We start from the raw sequence: 25,910 nt of genomic DNA on the forward strand, positions 1-25,910 counted from the left end.
TAATTGCCCCCTGTTTTCTGTACTAACAGAGGCAGGGGCAATTTCCTTTTAGGGGAAGAAATTATTATTCATTTTATTAATATGGTTCTTAAAAAAATTTCAATAGCACTTTTGGCAGTAAGTTGCTTTTTTGTGCATGCAAACGCGCAAGATCAGGCTTTTAAAAAGTGGGCAGCTACGCCACCTATGGGTTGGAACAGTTGGGATTGCTTTGGCCCTACCGTGGTTGAAAGCGAGGTAAAAGCCAATGCCGATTATATGGCCGCTAACCTAAAAAAATCTGGTTGGGAATATATCATCGTTGACATCAGATGGTACGTAGGTAATGACCATGCACATGGCTATAACCAAACCGACCCTGATTATGTATTGGACGAATATGGCCGCTTTCAACCAGCTATTAACCGTTTCCCATCTGCTGCGGGCGGCAAAGGCTTTAAACCCCTTGCCGATTATATACATAGTAAAGGTTTAAAATTTGGCATTCATATTATGCGTGGGATCCCGGTTGAAGCCGTGAAGCGCAACCTGCCAATAATGGGCAGCAAAGCTACCGCTAAAGACGTTTACAGTACCGAAATGCAATGCACCTGGTTAAGAGATATGTACACCGTTGTAGCCGGCAAAGACGGCGCGCAGGAGTATTATAATTCTTTATTTAAGCTCTATGCTTCATGGGGTATTGATTTTGTTAAGGTAGATGATCTGTCTCGCCCTTACCATACAGGCGAAGTTGAAATGATACGCAAAGCTATTGATGGCTGCGGACGTAAGATAGTTTTAAGTACATCGCCGGGCGAAACGCCTATTGCATCTGTACAGCACGTACAACAACATGCCAATATGTGGCGCACTGTTGATGATTTTTGGGATAACTGGAGAATGCTGAAAGCGCATTTCTCGGTTTTTGAGAGGTGGAACCCCTACCGTGTTGAAGGTGGCTGGCCCGATGGAGATATGCTGCCTCTTGGCCGTATAGGCATACGCGCCGAACGTGGCGACCCGCGCATGACTGCCTTTACAAAAGATGAGCAGTATACTTTAATGAGCCTATGGTGCATGTTTCGGTCTCCATTAATGTTTGGCGGTAACTTGCCGGACAATGATGCGTTCACTTTATCGTTATTAAATAATAACGAGGTTTTGGCCATACTTAAAAACAGTACAAACAATAAAGAATTGTACAAAAATGGTGATTTGATTTGCTGGGTAGCTGATGATCCTAAAACGGGCGATAAATATGTGGCACTATTTAATGCATCTGATGATGCTAACCCTGTAAAAATGAGCGTTACCTTAAAAGATATTGGCATTAACGGCACCGCAAAAGTACGTGACCTGTGGAGCAAAACTAACGTTGGCAGTTACAAAGACGTATTTACAGCAGACATAAACAAACATGGCGTTGGCCTTTACCGAATTTCGGGCAAATAAATAAACGATTATGAAATTTAAAATTATTCCGGCATTATTGATCTTGACATTACCTGCAGTGGCACAGGTTGTCCCTAACACCAAACTACAGGGCTTTAGGTTGCAGGATGTGAAATTATTGCCAAGTATATTTAAAGATGCAGAAACTACCGATCTGCACTATATGATGGAAATGAAACCCGATAGGTTACTGGCTCCTTATCTGCGGGAAGCGGGATTAAAACCTAAAGCCGAAAGCTATGGCAACTGGGAAAACACCGGCTTAGACGGACATATTGGTGGCCATTATTTAACCGCGCTTTCGTTAATGTATGCCTCTAACGGTAATGCCGAGGCTTTGCGCCGCCTTAACTATATGATAAGCGAGCTTAAAAAATGCCAGGATGCTAACGGCGATGGCTATGTTGGCGGTGTACCGGGTAGCAAACAGCTATGGGATGAGGTTAGAAAAGGCAATTTTGCCGGTTTTAAGAAAAAATGGGTACCTTTTTACAATATTCATAAAACCTTTGCGGGCTTACGCGATGCTTACTTATATACAGGCAACGAAACCGCAAAAGAAATGTTTATTAAAATGGGCGATTGGTTTGTTAACCTGTCAAACAGTTTAAACCAGCAACAGATACAGGAACTACTGCAAACAGAACAGGGCGGCATTAACGAAACACTTGCCGATGTTTACGCGCTTACCAGTGACAAAAAATATTTGACCGCGGCTTATGCGTTTTCACACCAGACTGTATTGCTGCCTTTAGAAGAACAGCAGGATAAACTTACCGGATTGCATGCCAATACGCAAATACCGAAAATTGTGGGTTTTGAGCGTATAGCCGAGTTAAATAACGATAAAAGTTATAAAACTGCTGCTGAATTTTTTTGGGAGACAGTTGTTGACCACCGCACAGTAGCTATTGGTGGTAATAGTGTAAGTGAGCATTTTAACCCGGCGGATAATTTTTCATCCATGATAAACAGCGTTGAGGGGCCCGAAACCTGTAATACCAACAATATGCTGAAGTTGACCAAGGAATTATTTCTGGCAGATCCAAAGGTTAAGTATATGGATTTTTATGAACGGGCATTATACAACCATATCCTATCATCACAACATCCTGGCAATGGTGGGTTTGTTTACTTTACACCGATGAGGCCGGGCCATTACCGTGTGTATTCGCAGCCGCAGGAAGCTATGTGGTGCTGCGTAGGTACCGGCATTGAAAACCATGCCAAGTACGGCGAGTTAATTTATGCACATGATAAAAACGACCTGTTTGTAAACCTATATATCCCATCTAAATTAAACTGGAAACAAAAGGGCCTGATACTTACGCAAACCACTTCGTTCCCTGAAGAAGAAAAAACAACCATAACTATCAATGATGTTAAACCCGGCACTTTTGCTATAAACGTAAGATATCCATCTTGGGTTAAACAGGGGGCGTTTGAAATACTAATAAACGGTAAGGAATTTAAAACTGCCGAACAACAGGCTACTTACGTGTCTATAAAAAGACAATGGAAAAAGGGCGATAAAATAAGTATCAAACTGCCTATGCAAACTAAAATGGAGTTATTGCCTGACGGTTCAAACTATGAGGCTGTAGTACATGGCCCCATTGTAATGGCTGCTAAAGTAGGCAATGCAGATATGAACAACTTAATGGCCGATGGAAGCCGTATGGGGCATGTAGCTAACGGTAAAATATATCCGTTGCAGGAAATGCCGATGTTTGTAAGCAATACTACCAGCGATGATGCATCCTTTATTAAGCCAATAAACGGCGAACCATTGACCTACACCGCTGCCGGTTTGGTGTATCCCGCAAAATATAATAACCTGCAATTAATTCCTTTTTATAAGCTGCATGATTCGCGTTATGTAATTTATTGGGAAAAGGAAACGCCGCAAACCATTGTGCCTATACAACAAAAATTAGCCGAAAGCGAAGCTGCTGCTGCTAAACTTGCGGCTATGACCTTAGATAAAGTTGCAACCGGCGAGCAGCAGCCAGAGTCTGATCATTTTATGGAAATTGACAATTCTACATCAGGACTTAACCGTGGTATGCATTACCGTAATGCAAAAGGCTGGTTTAGTTATAAAATGACAGATAAAACCAACGAAGCGGCAATTTTACGCATAACTTATATGGGCCGCGACAGGAACAAAAAATTCTCTATTTTGCTGAACAACCAAACCATTGCCCAGGTAGCGCTTGACGGTACACATGGCAATGATATTTATACTGTAGACTACCCTATTACTAATATTGCTAAACCTGCAGATGGTATATATACTGTAAAATTTGCCGCGGCAGACGGATCTGCTACAGGCGATATATACGAGGTTAGATTAATGAAAAAATAATTATCGTAAATACTTAGAATCATAAAAAAGGCTCACTGAATATATCGGTGAGCCTTTTGGCATTAGGTTATTATTATCAATCAATAATCTGATTTTATTTTGCGCCAATTGGAAATACTGTTTTACCATACAATTCATTAAGCACATTAGCTATACCAGTATAAATTGCTGATGCACCACAAACAATACCCACATAACCTGCTATATGTTCAATCTCTTCGCTACCGGTAGCTTTAGTTATGGCTAATAAAGCAAACAATACAGTTAATGATAAGAAAACGAATTGCAGCGCGCGATTAAGCTTTAATGTGCCAAAAAACATCAGGAAAGTAAATACACCCCAGATAGCCAAATAAGCTGCAAAAGCGTTAGGTGGCGTGGCGGCTGCCCAACCCAATTTAGGAAGAACAATCAGGCCCACTAATGATAGCCAGAAAAAGCCATAAGATGTAAATGCGGTTAAACCGAAGGTGTTGTTTTTTCCAGCTTCTATAATTCCGGCAATTACCTGGGCCAGGCCACCATAAAAAATACCCATAGCCAATATCATAGAATTTAATTCAAAGAAACCCGCGTTGTGAAGATTCAACAATACGGTGGTCATACCAAAGGCGCATAAGCCCAATGGTGCCGGGTTAGCTAAATTGTCTGTTTTTGTACTCATAACTTTGTTAGGTTTAAATTGGTTAGTTTTAGTTAGATATAAGACCTTGTTAGTCTTATATCTATACCTTAATTCTTATAACCGTTTATGGTTAATATAGTAAAGTCAAAAATCACTTCCCATCTTGATTCTTGACTTTTATTTCTTTATTCTAAACTACAATGCCCCTTCTTTTATCTCTTCAACAATAGCCGGGTCAAGCAAGGTTGATGTATCTCCCAGGTTGCCGGTATCTCCCTCCGCTATTTTACGCAAAATACGACGCATAATTTTGCCAGACCGTGTTTTAGGTAAGCCGGTTACAAACTGTATCTTATCCGGTTTGGCTATTGCGCCTATTATGCGGGCCACAGTCATCATAATATCTTTACGAGTAAGTTCGTCATCGCCATGCTTGTTAGGGCATACTACAAACGCGTAAACGCCCTGTCCTTTTATATCATGCGGATAACCAACTACTGCCGATTCAACAACACTGGTGTGCATATTAATAGCATTCTCAACCTCGGCTGTACCAATGCGATGTCCTGATACGTTTAGTACATCATCTACACGGCCGGTAATGCGGTAATAACCATCTTCATCACGCATACAACCGTCACCGGTAAAATATAGGTTAGGATAAGCAGCAAAATAGGTGGTACGGCAACGTTCATGATCGCCATAAGTTGTGCGCAACATACCCGGCCACGGAAATTTAATACATAAATTACCGCTTACACCGTTACCTTCAATAACATTTCCGTTTTCGTCAACCAATACGGGTTGTACGCCCGGCAAAGGCAAGGTGGCATACCCAGGTTTAGTTGGGGTTACTCCCGCAATTGGCGATATCATAAATCCGCCGGTCTCGGTTTGCCACCAGGTATCAACTATCGGGCATTTACCATGGCCAATTTTTTCATCAAACCAATGCCAAGCCTCCTCATTTATGGGTTCGCCTACCGAACCCAATTTGGTCAATGAGCTCAAATCTTTAGCCCTTAGTACATCATCACCAAAACTCATTAAAGAGCGAATGGCTGTAGGCGCTGTATATAATATATTTACTTTAAACTTCTCTACAATTTCCCATAGCCTACCCGGGCTTGGATAAGTTGGTATACCTTCAAACATTACAGCAGTTGCACCCTGCGAAAGTGGGCCGTATACGATATATGAATGCCCGGTTATCCAGCCAATATCGGCCGTACAGAAGTATATTTCGCCGGGTTTGTACTGAAACGCGGTTTTAAAAGTATAACCCGCATAAACCATATAACCGCCGCAGGTATGCACAACACCTTTTGGCTTGCCGGTTGAACCTGATGTATACAGAATAAACAGCATATCTTCGGCATCCATTTCTTCGGCCGGACAATCAGGATTACCCTGAGTTTCAACTTTTTTAACTTCGTCTTCCCACCATATATCGCGGCCCTTTATCATGGATATTGGGGTACGTGTGCGGGTAAGTACAATTACTTTTTTTACAGAAGGACATTGTACCAGCGCATCATCAATAATTGATTTTAATGGCACCTCTTTATTACCGCGTAAGCCGCCATCGGCAGTAATTACAATATTACACTGCGCATCCTGTATCCTATCGGCAATTGATTGTGCCGAAAAACCACCAAAAACCACCGAGTGAATTGCGCCTATGCGGGCACAGGCCAGCACAGCTATGGCCAATTCGGGCACCATAGGCATATAAATGCAAATACGATCGCCTTTTTGGGCACCATTATTTTTTAGCACGTTTGCAAACTGGCAAACCTTATCATACAGTTGTTTATAGCTTAAAACCCTATGGTGTTCCATGGGATCATTAGGCTCCCAGATAATGGCCGGCTTATCGCCCATTGTAGCTAAATAACGGTCCAGGCAATTTTCGGTAATATTTAATTTAGCACCCTGAAACCATTTAATTTTAGGCTCCTTAAAGTTCCATTCTAATACTTTGTCCCACTTTTTCTTCCACAAAAAATTTTCTGCAATACCCGCCCAAAATTGTTCAGGTTGCTGTACGCTTTCATTATATACCTGGTGGTATTGTTCTAAAGATGTTATTTCCATTTATATAGGTTTCGTTGACAGATCAACTGAGGTTGATTTTCGAGAAGCTAATATAGCTGTTTTTATATTTTAAAGATATGAGTTAATTCAAAAACTGCCGGCAATATTGCCGGCAGTTTTAATAATTAAAAAGAAAAGAATTACACTATTATCTACCTCTGCCCGGACCAGCACCTGCGATAGGTGTTGGCTTGTATGCTATTTTTTCGTCAACCCATTTAATAAACCACTTCATGTTAGCCTGATCCTGGTGACCCTGGTCATGCTGACGCCAGGCTAACTCGCCATTTAACATCGGCGTATTTACGGGCGGCATCATTTCCTTGTTATAATCATTAGATACACCCAGATCCTTAGCACCCAATAATTTATAAACAACCCCTGCTGCTACCGCAGCCATATAACTGCCCTGGTGATCTAACCATTTAGCATCACCTTTTTCAGGAACACCGTAGCTTATAAACGCCAAACGTGGGGCGCATAAGGCAATCAGATCATGCGAATCAACGGGAATGTCATTTGCAGTTTTAGGACCAAATGTGGCGTCGGAAGCACCATATTTCATGAAGTTACCGGCCATCCAATAATATTCGCCCCCTGTTAAGCTTTCAACTGCTTCGCCCCAGTTACGGCGATTTAATTTAGCACCACCTTCGCCTGATGAACCTACTAAAGCCATTGCAAAACGGTCTTCGAAAGCTAACGATACTAAAGCAGCCTTACCATAACGTGAAACACCTTCAACACCTACGTGCTTAGCATCAACAGTTGGTTCGTTTTGTTCCAAATAATCCAATACTCTTGCAGCTCCCCATGCCCATGCACGTAATGAGCCCCAATCATCGGGCTTACGTGGCTGTCCTTTATTTACCAAACCAATAATACCTCTGGTTAATCCGGCGCCATTATCAGCCTGTATGCTTCCCAGATCAAGTGCAACATAACCCCAGCCGGCAGCGATTAATTGCTCGGCAGATGGCGGGTCATTATTTTCACCAATTACTCCGGGTACATCAGGGGTCGGTTTTTGAACAACTGGGCGACCAGCCCCAAAGAAACCACCGCCTGCAGGGGCCGCAAATGGCAAATATGCAGGGTGTGCATTCCACACAGCCTGAAGATTCGGATCAATGTTTGTTAATAATTTTTTTAACGCAGCATTAATTTGTTCGTTTTCGGCAGCGGTAGGTGAGCTTGGCGCCGGAAGACGAGATTGGCTAAACATGATCAATACAGGTACTGGCCCTTTAACATTAGTAGGTAAAACTACTGTCGCCTTAATATCAACACTTATAGCCGGATATGATGAATTATCAACATGGCCAACAATTTGTTTGGCTATTACAGGTACACGATTAAAAACTTCATTGTCCGTAAGTGCAACTGACCATGTTACAGCCGGAATATTTTTGGGCAAACGACCATAAACTTCACGCTCAAGATCTTCTTTAACTTCGGGGCGGCGTTGGTGCCACCATTGATCAGCAGTGGTAACTTTCTTACCATTCTTTAAAGTCAAAAGATCCGGCAGATTTGGGTATGGGTTTGCTTTATCTACATCATAATTAGCATGGTTAGGAGCAGACTCGTTACCACTTGGGCCCGGACGAAGTGCTTTAATGCCCAACTGATCCATCATATTTTTATGATCCTGGTCGGCTGTGAAATTTACAGGAGGTTTGTTTTGTGCCATGGCAGCGGTTGATGCCATTAATAACACAAGTAAGGTTTTCTTCATTTTCGATATAGTTTATACGTTTTTTTTAATTGGTTTTTACTGAATAAGGAATCAAAAGTAAACCGCAAAAAAGATGCATAGTTTGTTTTTCAGATACCTACAATTGACTTTATAAATATTGAATAAGAATTTAACTATTGCAATCGATTTAAAAAAAATAAACAACTGTAAATCAAATATTTAATAACTGTTATAAAAACATTTAAAAATAAAAAGCGTCGATTTAACCTAATCGACGCTTTTCCATTTTTTTATACAATTAGCTTGTAATAAATAAGTTACAATGGCTTACCTTTAATGATAGTTAAAAAAAGAGGACGGATTTAAACACATCCTCCCTTATAATTCATTTTATATTTAATCTAAAAGTTATTGCAAGCCCTGCTTAAAACCCGAGAAAGTGGATTTTTTTGCATAGTTTTTATCGAATAATAAAGGAACATCAGGCGAGGCCGTTGAATTCAACCAACTGTCTGTATCGGCTACTCCCCAAACTGTTATGCCATAACGTTGCGCAAAAGGCACATTTTTTAAATACGATTGTATAACATATTTATACATAGCCGCCTGCGCTGCCAACGCCGTAGCATCGGGCGTAAAGCCGCTTGCTTTGGTAGTATTTGTTACAATATCCATTTCAGATATCCTTATTTTTAAACCTGTAGCTGCTAACGCCTGGAAAGAGTAATCAATATTGTCCTTATTGCTATTTATACTGATGTGCATTTGCGTGCCTATACCGTCAACTAACGCTGCACCGTTTTTATTGATAAAACTAACCAATGCTACTAATGAGTCGGTTTTTACACGTGAATAATCCAGATTATAATCATTAATAAATCTTAACACAGTTGGGTCGGCCAGCCTGGCATATTGAAAGGCCTTTAATACATAGTTATTTTGATCATATTTTGTGCCCAGATATTGCCCATATAAAAATACGCTGTTGGCATTTGCTGCCGATACGGTTGTATTAGCATCAGAGCGCATAACTCCATTATTGTCAGAAATAACTTCGTTAACAACATCCCACGCTCGTATTTTATTGGCATAATGGTTAATAGTTGTGGTAATATATCGTTTCATTTCAGCATCAATTACTGTTGCAGCTTGTGCTGTACCTGCCGCGGTAATTAGTCCCTTTAAATAAGTAACATTTTGCTGGGAATGCCATACCAGGGTATGTCCATATACCTGCAAGCCATTGTTGGCGCATATATTGTACAAAGCATCAGCAGTGGCATAGTCATAACTGCCATCATTCTTAACAATCGATCCCTCTTTTAACTCGTTACCAAAGGTTACTATATTGGCATTGGTTTTTACGGTTGCAAGATAAGACACGTTTCCTAACATCGGACCATAGGTTACCGCCATGCCCATATTGGTAAAATATGACGCGGTTAATGCCTTTAGTGTACCTGTGGTATCTGTATAACCCGGTATTATTGTTAAGGCAGTAATAATGTTGTTGGATTGGTTGTTAGAAGGACTACTGCCATTTTTTGAACAAGAGGCGTTCAGTAGCATAACAAGTAACATACAAAATATAGATGTTTTTAATAGGCTTTTATTCATGTTTTCAAATTTTAATTAACTAATACAAATGACGAGACCAATAATATAATTGTGAATAATGTCAATTGTTCAGGTTTAATTGGGGTCTATAAAATAATTGGTTATGTAATATTAGTGAATAAAAATAAATAACAAATATTTTTTGTAATCGATTGCGTAATGGTGAAATAAAGTAATTTCCTATTATATAAAACAGGTAAAATAAGATAGAAATAAAAAACATGGTAAAATTAAGCTATATCATAACTTAATGATAAACTAAAGCGCCCAAGCCCAATGTTTTGTGCAGTTAAAACGGCTCTGATTTCTTCTTCGTTTTCTTTATCTATGGCATTTGTCGAGATCAAGATCATATCTGGTTTATTCTTTTCACAGATTTCTTCCAATTGATCTATACCTCCAAAAATTTTATACCCATAAAGAAACATATTGTGTTTGGTATCGTCATCATCTATCCAGCCAATTGGGCTTAACTGATGCTTGTGATTTTGTAATAATTCTTTAATTAATAAGTATCCACTATCACCTGCGCCATAAATTATAACTTTCTTTTCTGAAAACCGGTTACGGTTAATCAATTCGCTCATCCAGCGGTAAAATAACCTTGAAAATACAATGCCAATAAACGTTAGTAAAAAATCTATCAGGTAAAAATAGGAAGGATATACCCCTGCTTTATTCTTTAAAAATAATATTACCGCCAGTATAATAGTTGCTATGCATATTATTATAAAGTACCCAACAATTTCTAAAACCTCCATATACCGCCACATACGGTAATAAAGGTTGGTTATATAAAATACAGATATTTTAACACAAATAAATGTTGCCAGAATAATTTCCTGGTTATCGGTAGATATATGCATTGCTTTGGTAGCAACCAAAAACGCGCCGTAAATAATTAATATATCTGTACATATACCTATCAGTAGTTTTTTGTGCATTAAAAAGAAACGGAACATAAGCGTGTCCCCCATCTCTTGTGCAGCCAGCCCCGCTAAACCATTATTACCTCTTTGCTCTGTTGATAATACAAATGTGAAATTTGCAGTATAGGTAGGCTTTAATGGTTTATACATTAAATACCCTATAAAAGCGCTAAAAATTAAAGCCCCTAACAAATAGTACCACCTGCTAAATAAATACGGCACTACATTTATAATTTTGGTTTGCCAAAATTTATTTAACTCATGCGAAGTATATTCCGCCATATTACTTTTTTAATGTAGTTACAGTGAGTATAGTGAGCGCTATTACCGATAAAACACTTGATGTTATACCTATTACATCGGTTAAACTGACAGCCTTTGAATCGGGTTTACGAGGTACAATAACTTCTGCTCCTTCTTCAATTTCGGGATAAGTCCTAAATATACCAGCAATACCATTCCAGGTTTTCTTAACATGCCCATCTGGATATAGCACATAAATTTTTGATCGACGTGCTTTGAAACTTGTGCCACCGGCCTGAGTTAAATAATAATTTAACCCTTTACCTTCTATAAAACCTGTTTTATTAGCCGAAAGCACTTCGCCGCTAATTTTAACTAATGGGTCAACTCTTAAAACTTGTATGCTATCGCCATTAAGTACAATGTAGTTTTGCACCGATGTTGGATCTTCTGTTATCTTTTTTAAAGATATCGGTATCCTTGCATTACTCCTAACAACGTCATTAATAACTTTCGAACTGGTATCACTAATAGCATTCAGTACTGTTTTTGCAATGGTTTGTTGTTGTTCTTTATGATCTGATTCACTATGTCTTATTAAATAAATACCTTTTAAATAAGCTAAAGATGTTAAACCACCTGCTCTTGATAAGATATCGCTTACACGTTCTTTTTTTGATTGAATAGTGTAAGGCCCCGGATAATTTACTTCGCCAATAATGGTAACTCTTTGCTGTTTCATATAACCAGGATTTCGCCTTACTGTAATTATATCAAAGGGTGCTAAAATAAACTTATCATTTTCAATACCCAGACTTTTGCTGGTATTTAATGTATAAACAATAGCAATTGAATCAATATTGTTTTTTAAGTGTTCGTTGGTTATGCGTCTGCTTACTTCAATGTTATAAGACGACGCTGCATCAGTAAACCCACCTGCGGCAAAAAACAGGTCTTTTAATGATAGGTTATCACTATAGGGAAAATCGCCGGGTTTTCTCACCTCACCTCCAATACTCACTTTATAGGTGGTTTTAAATTCGCTTAGTGTAGCAATATTAATAACATCGCGCTTAATTAGCGGGATATCGGCAACACTACCATTTATTATACCGGCAACATTAAATGTAATATTCTCCGTTGTTCCGTCAATATGTGTCCGGGTTAACATTGCTCTGTCTGTAAATACATTTTCCATCAGCCCACCGGCCCGTTTTATCAATCCGCCAATAGTTAATCCCGGCGTTAATTCAAATTCGCCTGGCCTGTAAACGGCACCAGATATGGAAACAGCATTTTCAACTCTATCCAAAACTGCGGCTACAATTATCGAGTCGCCGTTTGAGGGAATGTAACTTAACATATCTGTTTTGTTAATATCCTTAACTCTTCTTTCAATATCTGTTATTTGCCGTACTTTTACACTGGCCCTAAATGCTTTTGCCGTATAGCCACCTGCAAAAAAAAGCAGATCATTAAAACTTTCGTTGTCTTTCAAATCAAAAGTTCCCGGCCTTTTAACTTCACCGGTTATATCCACATGCTTTTTATAAACCGGGAAATTAATAACATCCCCTTCTTTTAAAAGTACATTACCCTTTTGGTCGCCCTTGCTTAAAAACTGATAAATGTCAATTTTTTGATATACTACGCCATTTCTTCGCAATTCAATATCCCGATAGGTATTGATGCTACCCGGACCGCCACATAAATAAAGTGAATTAAATACTGTAGTTAAAGAGGATACAGTATAATTGCCAGATTTTGCCGCTCCAATTATTGTAATGTGTATACTGCGTATTTTGCCTAATGAAACTACCAGTTTTGATAAGTTATTTTTTAAGGATGGATAAGCGGTTTGGGCCATTCTATCTTTAATGCGATTTATCGCCGTTTCGATACTCAACCCAGATACGTTTATATTGCCTACCTGTGGTATAAAAATATTCCCCTCAGGCTGCACGGTAGTTTTTATATTAATTTCCTGGTAACCAGATACAGTTACAATCAATTCATCATCGGGCCCTAATATATAATTAGCAGGTGTAGCTATGCGTAAGTTAGGTTCGAAAGCTAAGGAAGCCGAATCAAAAAACTCAGCGCCAAAAACATTTGAAGATGGTTTTGTTTTATATGATTGATAATCGTTTGCCTGTGTTTGCCTCGTTGCTGATGATATAGTGGTGGGCTCAACGCTAACTTTTGATTGGGGCACATTTGCCGGTATAGTGCCAATGTTTCCAGACTGTTGTAGCGGTTGCTGATTGTTAAGCCCTTGTGTATTATTAGTGTCTCTTTTTGTAGCAACGGCCCTGTTTTGCGCTTCGATGTTGGTTATGCCAAAAAAAACAAAGAGCATAACTAATACTAAATTTATTTTTATACTATGCATTTACAAGAGAGGTAATATTGCAGGCTACATTAGCTATAATAACCTCCAAGTTTCAACTTCAATATTACAAATAAATAGATAAAAATCACTATTAATTTGGCACTTTAGGTTACCGCTACCTGGTTGCTAAACATCAAAATGAAATCCAAATAGTTATATTGGTTTATAATTATTACTTAATTTATTACTTAATGGGATATAACAAAACACACCGGTTCAAAGCACAAATATCCCCACAAAAATCTGGCACGTTTATAATGTAGAAAGATATATTATAATAAAAAAACTCCTTGTTTAGTTAATTATTTACATCTGTAACATAATGTAAAACTTTACGATATAATTCGTCAGGTAAAAATGGTTTGGCTACAATATCATTCATTCCTGCTTGTTTAATATCATATTCTACCTCGGCCGGGATAGTGGCGGTAAGTGCAATTATAGGTACGGTACGATCTTTAGCTCTTATTTTTCGGGCAGCCTCGTATCCATCCATTACCGGCATATGCAGGTCCATTAAAATAAGTTTGTGTTTGGTAGCATCAAATTTATCAATAGCTTCCAGGCCATTTTCAGCTACATCTATGGTTGCTCCCCATCTTTGTAAAAACGTTTGCGCCACCATTACATTCATGGCGTTATCCTCAACCAGTAAAATTGATACTCCGGTAAATGGTTTATCTTCTTTTTTAGGAAGGGTGTTTTCGGGGGTTGATTTTTCAGTAATTACCGGACCTTTTTCAAAGGTTTGCGTAAAATAAAAAGTTGACCCCTTCCCCACTTCGCTTTCCAGATATAAAGTTGAGTTTTGTAGTTCTAAAATTCGTTTGCAAATAGCTAAACCCAAGCCGGTACCTCCAAAACCTCGCGACGTAGATGAATCCGCTTGCGTAAAACGTTCAAAAATCAATTCCTGCTTTGCTTTTGATATGCCTATGCCTGTATCAATTACTTTAAAATCAAGCGTAATACTTCTTTGGGTTTGTGCTTTAACACTGATATTTACCTTCACAAAGCCGCTTGGAGTAAACTTTATAGCATTATGCACCAGGTTAGTTATAATTTGCGATATACGGGTTGGATCGCTCATTACCTTATTTTTAAGCTCTCCATCAACAAACAACTCAATGCCAATACCTTTATCCTGGGCATAACTTTTTAAACTGTTAATTACATTTCCGGCTATAAAAGCAATATCTGTTTCAATATGCTCAAATGTAATTTTGCCAGCCTCCATTTTATTATAATCCAAAATATCATTTACGATACTTAGTAAGTTGTTGGCCGAAAAAATCATTACATCCAACTGTTCTACCTGGTCAGGTCTTGGGTTATTTTTCAATAGTAAATAACTCATACCAATAACAGAGTTTAACGGGGTACGTATTTCATGGCTCATTGTACTCAAAAACTCGCTTTTTGCAATTAGGCCCTGTTCGGCTTGTAACCTCGCGCTTTTTAATACAAATGATACCCTGTGCGATAATACCAATGATTGCAAAAAGAAGAAACTTATATATCCAAAAAAACTAATGAGTTGTAATGGCGGTATCAGCCCCCAATAATGAAATAACGAAATGGCAAAAACAAACATTAATGAAACCGAGCTTAACAAAGCGTAAATAGAGCCCGGCCGTTTTTTTCTATATGCCACAGCATATACATAAGGTATATACCCAAGGCAAAATATCATAACAATTAAAAACGGATTAATTAATTGCGAAAAAATTACCGGAGCAAATACCAATGATATAAATGCAAAAACAAAACATATAAAACTGATAAGATTTACAGCAATTTTATTCATATCCTCCGGATACAAATAGCGCGTATATAAACCAAATAAACCTATGCCTGTAAACAAGGATATATATTCTAAACGCATAGCCACAAAAAAGTTCAAATCGGGCAATAAGGTATGTAGTACGTAATTATCAATACCTATAATACGGTAGCTGTAAACAATGGAGTATAAAGAGAAAAGCAGTATAGCTTTATCCCGGTTGCCAAAAAAGTAAAGGCCCATAAAAAACAGCCCGCCCATAAACAAGCAGCCCGTTAAAAGCAGGTCAATAGCTTCAGCACGGTCCCTGGCTAAAATAACTGAATACTTTTCGCCAATTTTAAGCGGTTTTTTAATACCGCCTTTGCTATGTACAAAATTTGATATCTGCAAGGTAAGGTTAAGGGTATCGATATTTTGAGGGATATCAAACGCCTTGTATTGCCAATGTGCCTGAAAGCCTTTTTCGGAAGTGGTTACCGTACCATTTTGGGCCATAAGCATACCGTTAACATATAGCCGGTATGCACTATATACATCGGGCATTGATATACGTAATTGCTTTGTTGTTTTTGGCAGCAAAACGGTAACCTTGTATGTAGCATACCCATACCCGGATAGTTTTTTACCATTTATTACAACGCCGTTCCATAATGAGGGGAAACTTATCGGAACACCATCATTTGGTGCATTATCATTTGGCCCCAGCAATTGCTGCCAGTAAAAAATCCATTGTCCGTTAAGATTTATATTTTCAGAAAAATCCTGGCCGCGCAGGTCTATAATACCACTTTTTATTATAGGCTCAGTTGTATTTGCCGCAATTGCCGTAATAGATACAAAACAACAAATAAGTGATAACCAAATACCTAATGCGTGCTTTTTAATTTCCATTAAAAATTTATACAACTAATGTGACCCTGATTTATTAATAACAAATATAATGTTATATCATTAAACCGGGCATTAATGTTCAAATGCTTTACGTTTAACTAATCCTCCCCTAACTTCTGATACCGAATTGGTGATAATAAATGCCGATGGATCAATTTGCTGCACCCTGGTAACCAGCCGCTGCACATCAAGCCTTGTAATAATAGTAAATAATATATCCACCTCCTTATTTTCAATTTGCGTTTTTCCAAAACCGCGCTCGCCTTTATAAACTGTTACCCCCCGGCGTAAATGACGCGTAATTACATTTTTTATCAGATCACTTTTAGGCGATACAATGGTTACAGCAGTATATTCATCAAAGCCCTGTATAATATAATTTATAGTTTGCGATGCTGCAAGGTAGGTAAGTATAGAATACAAAGCGGATTGCACACCCAAAAAGAAAGCAGCTATTGAAAATATAACTACGTTAATAACCAATATAATTTGTCCAATGGATAAAAACGACCGTGGGTTAAAATAAACTGCAAGCAACTCAGTACCGTCAATAACACATCCGCCGCGCATAGCCAGACCAATGCCTGTACCTACAAAGAACCCGCCAAAAACCGCCGTAAGTAATTTATCATTGGTAACTAACGGAAACTTAACCAAATACAGCACCAGTGCAAGTACCAAAATTGCCCCCAATGTTTTCACAGCAAACTGCTTATCCACGCGTTTATAACCCAGCCATATAAACGGGATGTTGATAATTATGATGAGTACTGATATTGGCCATCCCGTTAACGAACTTATTAATAACGATATACCCGTAACGCCGCCATCAATAAATTCATTAGGTATTAAAAAGCCTTTTAAGCCAAAAGCCGCGCTGGTTATACCTGCGGCAACCATAATTAACCTAATTGCTTCTTTGCTCCAATTTATCCTCTTATTTTTCATAGCCATAATTATTGGTTATAGTTGAAATATAATAAAAGCTATTTAAAAAAAGTTAAAAAGGCTATTTACTATTTGTAAATAGATATCGGAGAAGTTTTGATACTGAATAAAAAACTTTTACCCACACTGATCTTTACATTCTTATCGACAAGCATTGCTTTGATAAGTTCGTCTGATTTTAAGGCTTCGTACAAATCGCGGGCTACCGCCGAACTACTGATGTTATTGGTTAGTTTTCCATTCTCCATGGATAAATTAAACGTGTAACCTGATTTGCCCCTGTCTCCCGCTGATTCAAAATCAGTGATGTTTAATTTAAAACTTTGATCTTCGTTAACGCTTTTTTTAAGGTGTAAACGAATAACCGGGAGGTATCTTTTCCAGGTTAGTAAATATTTTCTCTCTTCCATGCTCTGCCGGTAAAGGTAATCTATATAATAGAATTAAGGATAATGTATTGCGTAATAATACTACAACTAATTATGGATGCTTAAGCTTGTAAGTTAGATTGTTGTTATTAACCGTTTTATTGAAGCGGTTGCGAATTTATAATGTATAAAAAAAGCCGCATCATTATAGCTGACGCGGCTTACTTAACGTATAATAGGATCAGTTATTTCTTTTTTACAGCGGCTTTTGTTTTCCCTTTCATGGTATTCCAATAAATGAATACGCCTCTGTTTGTTCCTGTAACCACATCAACAGCGCCGTCTTTATTTAAATCGACTGCTAAAACATCCGAACCTACACCCGAACGATTATGTATTAAATGCGGTTCAAACCGTGCCCCGCCCGGTGCTTTGGCATCACGTACGGTTTTATACCAATAAATTACCGGTGGCCCGTACGCATCAGGGTCAAGAAAAGTGTCCAGGTGCGACCAATAGCGTTTACCTGTAATAAAATCAGGGATACCATCGCCATCTATATCGGCAAATGCAGCACCATGTGCTTCGGAGAAAGTTACACCGCCCGCGTTTTTATTTTTGGTGCTATAATCATCACTTATCATGTGACGTACAAAACTTATATTTCCTTTGGCATCACGCTTTTGTTCAAACCAGGCCAAACCAAAACCATGCGCATTAAGCGTGGTTACCACATCGTTTAGTTTATCGCCGTTAACATCGTATACGCCCATGGTTGCGCCGCCATAGTTGTTGCTGCGATGAGCCATGCGCCCAAATGCCTGCGGATGGTAGGTCCACAACATTTTACCATCATCATTTTTAGGGTGTTCCCACCAACCGTTAACATTTAAAATGTCCATTAAACCATCACCATTGATATCGCCTACACCAATGCCGTGTGCATTTGCGGTACCACGTTCAGATATCGGGCGCTGTATCCATGGCTTGGTAATATCTGCCGGGTCGGGTTTGGCATAACATACCTGGCCACCCGCTCCATAAACCAGCTCGGGTTTACCATCGCCATCAACATCTTTAAATGCAGTAATTTCTGATGATATACCTTTTACAACCTGATACCTTTCCCAACGGCGTGATTCACCTTTAGGGTTAACAAATAAGGCACCGTTATTAGGCCCGCTTAAAACATCGTCCCAACCATCACCATTAAAATCATAACCGTACTGACAGTTAAATTCTGTAAATTTTGTAGATGGCGCAGCTGATGCCGCATAAGCTATCTCACGATAAGTAGTAAAATCCGGCCCATAATAGATGTAAGGACCTGCAACAATATCTGTAATACCATCATGATTAAAATCGCCTGAACCGGCAGCCCATGAATAATACATATCCTGTATATGTTGTATCTTAAAGCCTGCACCTATCTGCTCTTTAGGCATTTTTTTGATACCGGCATCCACATAGCTTAGTTCATTAAACTGCACCTCACCGGTGCCATTCACCATTAATGCTACCGGGCCATATCCTGTATCCGAATCAAGCCCCGAAGTATTCTCGCCGCTGTCATCAATGTAAGCACGTATCATATTCAGGTCGACGATACCATCAAACTGGTTCCATTGGCCGGGAACCGGTGCGGGTTCCGGGCGCGTGTAAGGCAATTTTAACGAAGCGGAACCAATTCCTCCACGTGGCGCACCCCCTGATCCTCTTTCTGGCGCCCTGCCATTTGGGTTAGGTGCCGGCGCCTGCCTTATGATACCACCTGCTGGCGGTAAAGGCTCACGTTTTATTTCTTTACCCTGTGCGTCGAGTGAAACTTTGTATGAACCCATCTCAGTACCTTTTATCGACACCATGATAGCTTTCATACCCTCATTTGTTTTTTCTAAACGGAACAAAAAGCCTACCTCGGTATTAGCATCTGTTTTAAACAAATCGCGTAAGTGAATATCTTGAAAGCTTTTATCAGCTATCAGGTAACTTGCCGAACCGTTTGCTTTGACAGTTATAATTCCGTTATTGGCTTTCCAATCGGCATTACCTAAAGTATGCCACCCGGAAAGTGATGACCCCTTGAATGTGTAGTCAGGTATAAGGGCCATGTTCCTGCCATTATAATCGCCGGACATTTCCTGTCCGAAGGAAAGGGCAGCTATGCTTATTAAAAGGATGGTTGATAAAATGCGTTTCATATTCTATAGTTTTTGGTTCATTTATTAGTTTTAAGTATCGGTTTATTTCTTTTTATCTGGCAATGAAAACACCATATATCCCGGCGGATATGCTCCGGGATCTTTTGAGTGATCTTTTGTTGCGATATTATAGGCACCCATTGCCGAAACTACGATATATTGTTTACCATTAATCTCGTAGGTAGACATCATGCCATCGGTATCTTTTGATAAGGTGAACGACCATAACAGTTTACCGTTATCAGCATCAAAAGCATATAACATACCGCCTTTTGAAGTAGCAAATAAAATTCCGGTTGAGGTAACTATCATCCCTTTACGCTGAGAACCTTCAGGAATGCCCATGTTTTCTTGTCCCGGTTTTAACGGAATACGCGCGTCCTGGCCCAATCCTTTTTTCCACTTAATTTTGCCTGTATTTAAGTCATAAGCAGTTATGGTTGACCATGGCGGGGTAACCAAATCTGTATTTGCCAAACCATAAGCGGTTTCGTATTCATCTTGGGGGTGTGGCACCCCATCGGGATAAGCCCTCATTAATTTACCCGGCCGCTGTGCATTAAACGCTACTGCCGCAGGTGCGCCTCCCGAAGCTACCACGGGGCCATCAGGGGTCGTGGTTCTTCCTGTATTAAAACCGCGTCCTCCAAAATTTGCGGGCGGTCCTTGCGAAATTATACCACCTAAAAAACGATAGATGGAAGTCATTGTACCTTCGTCCACATGTACAAATGCCGGCATTTGCCCCTTACCATTTGTTACAACGTTTTTAAAAACATCCAAAGTTATACGACCGCCTATATTTGCTAATGCGGGCCCAATGCCGCCCTGACGGTTAGTACCGTGACAGCTTTGACAATTTTCTACATAAAAAGTTTGTGCCACCGATGCTGCCGCCGCAGATAGCGGTGCTGACGTTGGTTTTACAACCTTATTCAATTTATAGATGGACGCATGATCCTTTGAAGCCACGTAAACAATACCCTTTTTTGGATTTGATGCCGTATTGCCCAAATTGGCTCCGCCCGTAGCACCGGGCATAGCTATAACTTCATATTTATCTGATAGTGGTGTAAATAACCCTGATTTTGCCGCGGCTACTCTCCTTTTCATTGAATCTGTTTTGGCTGCGTCCCAAAACGGATTTAAATCATCAACGGTAACTGTTTGCCGGTTATACGGAGGAATAACCGTGGGGAAGGGCTGTGTAGGCCAGGCTTGTTCGCCGGGCATGTTACTTGGTGGTACAGGACGCTCTTCAATTGGCCATAACGGTTGGCCGGTTACGCGATCAAATACATATAAAAATCCTTGTTTAGTAGCTACAGCAACGGCATCAACCATTTTTCCGTTGTGTTTAACAGTTATTAGCTGAGGTGCGGCAGTTATATCATAATCCCAAAGATCATGGTGTGTTGTTTGAAAATGCCATAAACGCTTACCTGTACGGGCATCAAGCGCTAAAATACAATCGCTAAACAGGTTGGCTCCTATCCTGTCGGCACCATAATAATCATACGTAGGCGAGCCCAACGGAAAATAGGCTATGCCACGTTTCTCATCTACCGATATCTCTCCCCAGGTATTTACCCCTCCTACATATTTATAGGCATCTTTCGGCCAGGTTTCGTAACCCTCTTCGCCGGGTAACGGAATAGTATGAAACACCCAGGCCAATTTACCGGTTATAACATTGTAGGCCCTTAAATGGCCGGGACCCGAAAATAATGCCTCGCCGGGTGCCGATCCTAATATAATCAGGTCTTCAAAAATATGTCCGGGCGTACTTGATGCAGCACGGCTAATGCTTTCCGGATCGCGGGCAAGATCATTTTTTAAAGATATATAGCCATCTGTACCAAAGCTAAGAATGGATTTTCCGGTAAGCGCGTCAATTTCCTGTAAAGTGTTACTTAATGAAAATATCAGGCGCCTGTCCTTCCTGTCTTTACTTTCCCAATAGTTTATCCCCCGGCGCGTAATTCCATTTAAATTGGCATGTATCCATATTTCTTTACCTGTAGTAGCGTTTAATGCTACTAACGAATTGTTTTTAGCTAACACATACATTATGGTATCAACCACTATAGGGTTAAATGTATATTCAATATTATCTTTTGTGGGATAGTACCAGCTCACCTTTAACTGGGTTACATTTTTTTTATTGATCTGCCTTAACTCGGTATATTTTGATTGATCGGCACCGCCCCCGTATTGTGTCCAGGTGGTATATGGTTCAAGCGGGTTATTGCGCATCGTTTTACGCGCCATAGTACAACCAATAGTTATAGCTATTAAGCCCAATAAAATACCGCTGACGGTGATCCATATCCGCGAGGGTATTTTATGGTTGTTTCTTAAATTCATCCCTTCTTAATTTCAAATTGGTTAAGTTCAGCGCATATCATTACAATTGCCTGTTTTACAGACCATTGCAAGCATAAAAAGAAGCACTTAATAGGTTAATTGGTTTAACTTATTCAAATATAAAATATAATTGTATAAATGCCATTTTATATTAAACAGATAATGCAGAAGCTGGTGGTATCTACCTTTTATTTCTTTCAGTAATAAAAATATTACAAATCGCACATTTTATTTGAGGATATGTAAATAGCCGGGTCAAATTCTTTTTTTATAATCAGGTTTGATATGAATTTCAGTATAGAAGGCATATTATTTCACAGTAAATTTAGTTGTACCGTATATTGGATCTGTTTTACCTGCTTTAACCCCTTGCACCATAATACGGTAATCACCTTTTATATCCGATGTGAAAAAACTAAAACTCGCTTTGCCGTTTTGGTCGGTATTGATGTTGGGGTTCCAATAAACGGTCGACATTAATTGCGGTTCAACAGGAAAATCTTTATCATAATCAGGTAATGTAAAGGTAATCGGGATATAAATCTTCTTGATCATGTCCGGATACCAGATATTTTCGCACCCTCTATAAATAACATGTCTGTTTACCTTAGATTCCATATCTATCACAGCGTATGTTTTTCCTTGTTCAGGTTTATGATTTCCCGCTGAGCCGGGTGGGTGCAAGGGGCAATTTAAAATATCATTTTCACATACATAATCATCGCAATTAGCCGACCAAAAATCACCTACAGAGGTCACCCGATTTTTAATTTTCACCTCGCCCAATTCATGAATATCATTAAAATTGGTTTTTGAAGGTCCTGTTTTGGTTTGAATTGTAGTAATTGTATTAAACATTTCGGGATCATTTAATATAGATCCGGTTAATATCTTATTATCAAATGCCACATCCTCATTATTATATTTTATCTGATAACTTTCTCTAAATTTAGTTCCACCGGCCCATTGCAACTCCTTATCCCTTGTAGTAAATAACGCATTTGAGGGAATATTAAATACGCCTTTAGCATCAATAGCTATATTAAATTTTTCTGATCCCCCCAGAAGCTGCCATCCTGTTAGACTGATGTTGGTACCCAACGGCAAAATTGTACCTTTTATACCATCTGTGTTATCAATTAATTTAGGTAACCCCTTTTGTTTATAGGCCACCACCTGGTTCCAACCGACACTTTGCCAATTGGCGGTAATTAAGATATCATCAATATTATTTTCATTGCTCTCTGTGATTATTTGGTTTGTTTTATCGGCTTTTAAAAACCTGTATTTATACGCTTGTATTATATTGCGATAATTATCTATGTCAATTCTGCCACTTGTTACTACTGACGTGGAGAGATTGGCTTGCACCGGCTTACCGGTTCTGTCTGTTGCTGCTAAAGTTACCGTTACTTTTTTACGGGTGCCATATATCTGTTCATTGGTACGGATGTCCAGGTCGTAATTTTCCTTTTTGCTCTGTTTGTTTAAAAAAAAACGCTCAGCTTTAAAGTTACCATCCCGGTCAAACAACGCCACATTTAATACATCTTTCGGCAATTCACTGCCCGGTAGCAAAACGCTTACAGAATCGTTTGTAGCAAGGTTAATGGCCTGGCTCCATAATACGCTTTCATGATTACGCAGCACCAAAAGTGCATTACCCGTATAGCCTTTGTTGTAAATAATTGCGTGTAATTCTTTATCATTTTGAAGCGACACTTTTAAACTAACACCCTTATTTTCAATTTTTGGAAAATTGTTTAATTTACTTTCGCCATTGCCGGCTACTTTTAACGTATATAAATTACCAGCTTCTGGTATTAAACTGATTATACCAATGCCATTGCTATTAGTTTGCACACTTTTTATTTCCTGCGCCCCCTTTTTTAATATTACAATAGCACTAACCGGATTATGATTAATATCTGTAGCCCTAATGGCTAACTTAGTATTCACTCCCGCTATTAAGTGACCACCTTCGGCGTAAGCATTTAATATGACCTGGTTTTCTTGAGAGTTGAGGTTGAGATTGAGTTCTGTACGATCATCATTCCTATTAAAATTTACGTTTAAGCTTAACCTTTGCCCGGGTATTAAATGAGGATATATAAAATTAATTTGCGTTTCGCCGGTAGAGTTTGTGGCAAGCTTACCTCCCTTTAAAAATTTGCCATCCACATATAATCTATAAGCCCCTTTAGCATCAGTTACTGCATCGTTACCTATATTTACTTTAACATTAATATTAACCTCTTCGCCCGGCTTTAATTTAGCGGTATCAACCACTGTGGCTTGGGCAACCATACCCCCTTTTATACTTTTTATAACATGTATGGGCTGCGTAAAAACATCCTGATCGCTAAAATTGATCATTCTATCAGTATAAGCGAATAATGTATAATTGCCCTCGCGCAATGAATCGGGTAATATCAGTTCGCCATTACCCGTCAATTTGTTCATGCCGAATTGATCGTTAATTATGAGCTTCCTGTTTTCGTCAACCAGACGAACATATATAACTTTGTTATCAGTAACCGTGCCCGAAAGCACATATGCTTTAAACCACAAAGTCTCACCGGGGGCATAAATAGTCTTATCTGTATGCAGGTATAAGGCCGTAGATGGCTGTCCCGTAGCATAATTAGCTAATTTTTGCTTTAGCGTTTCCAAAAGCCCCATATCTGTCATCGCTCCTGTTAAAAAGATTGACAACAACAAAAATGCATATAACAGGTTACGCCTCATCTAAAAAAATCAAGTCAACTAAATGTATAGTAAATTACTTATTTATCAAAAATAGTTTACATAATTACCGCCGTGCCACTTAAAATATTAGCAACAAATTTCACCCAAAAAAAATGCCTGCAATAAATTACAGGCATTTTCTTTGAACAATATTAATTTATTTGCTGGTTGGTGCTAATGTAAATATCCAGTTTACTATCAGCTTAACCTGTTCCGGAGCAAGATTTGGGTGCGCGGCCATGGCCACATCTCCCCAGTTGCCCGAGCCACCACCAATAATTTTTCTGACCAGCCTTTCCTGTATAGTATTGTCATGGGGGTACTTTTTAGCTACCTCAACAAATGCAGGGCCAATAGATTTTTCGTTTTCCTTATGACAGGTTTTACAATCCAATGTCATCATTAAAGCGCGGCCCGGTTGTGTTGAGTTTTTAATTGCAGCTTGTTGTGCCGCTATGGCATTAGCGTCATTACCTGCATAAATACTTACACTTTTATCATTGGTTGTGCCTTTGGCGCCTTTACTGTCCTTAGCGGTTACCGTTATGGTATAATTACCCTTTTTAGTATATGTGTAGGTTAAACGTGGCTGTGTAGTTACCTTTTTTATACCATTGCCTAAGTTCCATATATATGCAGCAATGGCATCATTTTCAGGGTCGGTTACCCGGGTTGTTAATTTAACGGTAAACGGCAACGTACCTGTTTCTTTGTTGGCGGTTATACTTTTTATTTCTGGAGCGCGGTTACCACCGTTATAATCTATCCTTGACAGCCCCGAATCTTTATTTTTAGTAAACCAGCCATTGCCATATTCCAGTACATATAATTTACCGTCAGGTCCCATTTCTATATCAATAGGTGCATTAAACTTAGTATCACCCATAAATGGCTCCATTTTATCGTAATCACCATTAGGTTGCAGGCTTACGGCTTTTATAAAATCGCGCATCCATTCGTAAAAAAACACCTTGCCATTATAATAGATAGGCATATTAGGGTTTTTATATTCATCAGCATTATAAACAGGTCCCGCCATTGCTGTCCTTCCCGATGATCCCACCTGTGGAAAATCTGACGATGGGCCGTAAGGGTACCAAATAAATGCAGGCTGTGCCGGTGGCAACTCCCTTAACCCGGTATTATTAGCCGAGTTGTTAAGCGGATGCTCAGGATCAAACCGTATACCTGTTTTGC

At 39.1% G+C, this 25,910-nt stretch carries 14 protein-coding genes and 1 pseudogene; 2 read left to right on the plus strand and 13 right to left on the minus strand.

Annotation, left to right across the window (positions count from 1 at the left end; translation table 11 throughout):
* Positions 1-81 precede the first annotated feature (81 nt).
* Together ABI367_RS08240 and ABI367_RS08245 are read left to right on the plus strand one after the other, a co-directional pair.
* Positions 82-1,434 carry a glycoside hydrolase family 27 protein gene (locus tag ABI367_RS08240; RefSeq protein ID WP_462227621.1) on the plus strand — a complete coding sequence of 451 codons (1,353 nt, stop codon included), beginning with the start codon at positions 82-84 and terminating at the stop codon, positions 1,432-1,434.
* 10 nt (positions 1,435-1,444) lie between these two features.
* Entirely contained in the window at positions 1,445-3,802 is a 2,358-nt protein-coding gene (locus ABI367_RS08245; protein WP_462227623.1) for a beta-L-arabinofuranosidase domain-containing protein, read from the plus strand.
* Positions 3,803-3,896: 94 nt separating this feature from the next.
* Here the strand turns inward: ABI367_RS08245 and ABI367_RS08250 are convergent.
* From ABI367_RS08250 to ABI367_RS08310, 13 genes and pseudogenes are all read right to left on the minus strand, one after another.
* A pseudogene (locus tag ABI367_RS08250) lies at positions 3,897-4,475 on the minus strand (acetate uptake transporter); the annotation flags it as partial.
* Positions 4,476-4,622: 147 nt separating this feature from the next.
* Positions 4,623-6,524, minus strand: coding sequence for an acetate--CoA ligase (gene acs, locus ABI367_RS08255; RefSeq protein WP_462227624.1), 1,902 nt, complete (start codon positions 6,522-6,524; stop codon positions 4,623-4,625).
* A gap of 148 nt (positions 6,525-6,672) precedes the next feature.
* Positions 6,673-8,262, minus strand: a complete 1,590-nt coding sequence (locus tag ABI367_RS08260; protein ID WP_462227625.1) for a glucuronyl esterase domain-containing protein — start codon at positions 8,260-8,262, stop codon at positions 6,673-6,675.
* A 369-nt stretch (positions 8,263-8,631) separates the two neighbouring features.
* Positions 8,632-9,792: an endo-1,4-beta-xylanase gene (locus ABI367_RS08265; RefSeq protein WP_462258064.1), complete on the minus strand. Its 1,161-nt coding sequence runs from the start codon at positions 9,790-9,792 to the stop codon at positions 8,632-8,634.
* Between the two features lie 278 nt (positions 9,793-10,070).
* Complete coding sequence (locus ABI367_RS08270; protein ID WP_462227627.1) at positions 10,071-11,051, minus strand: nucleoside-diphosphate sugar epimerase/dehydratase; 981 nt, start codon at positions 11,049-11,051, stop codon at positions 10,071-10,073.
* Between the two features lies 1 nt (position 11,052).
* Positions 11,053-13,371, minus strand: coding sequence for an SLBB domain-containing protein (locus ABI367_RS08275; protein ID WP_462227628.1), 2,319 nt, complete (start codon positions 13,369-13,371; stop codon positions 11,053-11,055).
* Between the two features lie 331 nt (positions 13,372-13,702).
* A complete protein-coding gene (locus tag ABI367_RS08280; protein ID WP_462227629.1) occupies positions 13,703-16,081 on the minus strand; it encodes an ATP-binding protein in 2,379 nt (792 codons plus the stop codon).
* A 72-nt stretch (positions 16,082-16,153) separates the two neighbouring features.
* The gene (locus tag ABI367_RS08285; protein WP_462227630.1) at positions 16,154-17,029 is read right to left on the minus strand and encodes a YitT family protein; all 876 of its coding nucleotides are present in this window, start codon (positions 17,027-17,029) and stop codon (positions 16,154-16,156) included.
* A 68-nt stretch (positions 17,030-17,097) separates the two neighbouring features.
* Positions 17,098-17,439: a hypothetical protein gene (locus ABI367_RS08290; protein ID WP_462227631.1), complete on the minus strand. Its 342-nt coding sequence runs from the start codon at positions 17,437-17,439 to the stop codon at positions 17,098-17,100.
* Positions 17,440-17,642: 203 nt separating this feature from the next.
* Entirely contained in the window at positions 17,643-19,598 is a 1,956-nt protein-coding gene (locus ABI367_RS08295) for an FG-GAP-like repeat-containing protein (protein WP_462227632.1), read from the minus strand.
* A 42-nt stretch (positions 19,599-19,640) separates the two neighbouring features.
* Positions 19,641-21,965: an outer membrane protein assembly factor BamB family protein gene (locus ABI367_RS08300; protein WP_462227633.1), complete on the minus strand. Its 2,325-nt coding sequence runs from the start codon at positions 21,963-21,965 to the stop codon at positions 19,641-19,643.
* Positions 21,966-22,274: 309 nt separating this feature from the next.
* Positions 22,275-24,656, minus strand: a complete 2,382-nt coding sequence (locus tag ABI367_RS08305; protein ID WP_462258065.1) for a hypothetical protein — start codon at positions 24,654-24,656, stop codon at positions 22,275-22,277.
* A 214-nt stretch (positions 24,657-24,870) separates the two neighbouring features.
* Positions 24,871-25,910 (minus strand): PKD domain-containing protein (locus ABI367_RS08310; protein ID WP_462227635.1); only part of this gene is annotated, 1,040 nt, incomplete at its 5' end.

The sequence above is a fragment of the Mucilaginibacter sp. genome (genome assembly GCF_039935595.1).
Classification (GTDB): domain Bacteria; phylum Bacteroidota; class Bacteroidia; order Sphingobacteriales; family Sphingobacteriaceae; genus Mucilaginibacter.